The sequence below is a fragment of the Pseudomonas sp. RA_35y_Pfl2_P32 genome, assembly GCF_963970735.1.
In the GTDB taxonomy this organism is placed as follows: domain Bacteria; phylum Pseudomonadota; class Gammaproteobacteria; order Pseudomonadales; family Pseudomonadaceae; genus Aquipseudomonas.
The window spans coordinates 1-678 of the sequence record NZ_CAXAQF010000101.1 but is presented as its reverse complement, the minus strand read 5'-3'; the positions used below and the strand labels follow the sequence as shown (position 1 = coordinate 678).

Genomic DNA, 678 nt, shown 5'->3' with positions numbered 1-678 from the left:
CCCCGGGTTCCGCCAGCAGGCAGGCTTCGATTTCGCCCAGCTCGATGCGGAACCCGCGGATCTTCACCTGCTGGTCGATCCGTCCCAGGTATTCCAGGGCGCCATCGGCGCGACGGCGCACCAGGTCGCCGGTGCGGTACAGCCGCGCGCCGTCGCCGAACGGGTCGGCGACAAATCGCTCGGCCGTCAGCGCCGGACGGGCGTGATAACCCCGCGCCAGGCCTTCGCCACCGATGTACAGCTCGCCCGCCACCCCCAGCGGCAACGGTTCCAGGTCATCATCGAGGACGTGCAGCGCGGTGTTGGCCAGGGCTTCGCCGAGCAATACTTGCGGATGCTCGGCGTCCAAGTGATAACGCGCCGACCACACCGTGGTCTCGGTCGGGCCATACAGGTTCCACAGGCCACCGGCGACCGCGCTCAACGTTTGGGCCAGATCCGCCGGCAAGGCTTCGCCACCGCACAGCACCTGACGCCCAGCCAAGGCAGGCAGACTCGGGTGCTCGGCGAGCATGCGCCAGGTCGACGGGGTGGCCTGGATCGCGGTGACTTGCTGCTGTTCGATCTGCGCCCACAGGCGCTGCGGATCACGGGCAGTGTCGCGGTCCACCAGCACCACGCTGGCGCCACGGACCAAAGGCAGGTACAGCTCCAGCACCGCGATGTCGAACGACAGCG

General features: G+C 68.7%; 1 protein-coding gene. It reads right to left on the bottom strand.

Features of this window, described 5'->3' with window-relative positions:
- On the bottom strand, positions 1-678 hold a 678-nt coding region (locus tag AACY45_RS27290), incomplete at both ends, for an AMP-binding protein (RefSeq protein WP_339548548.1).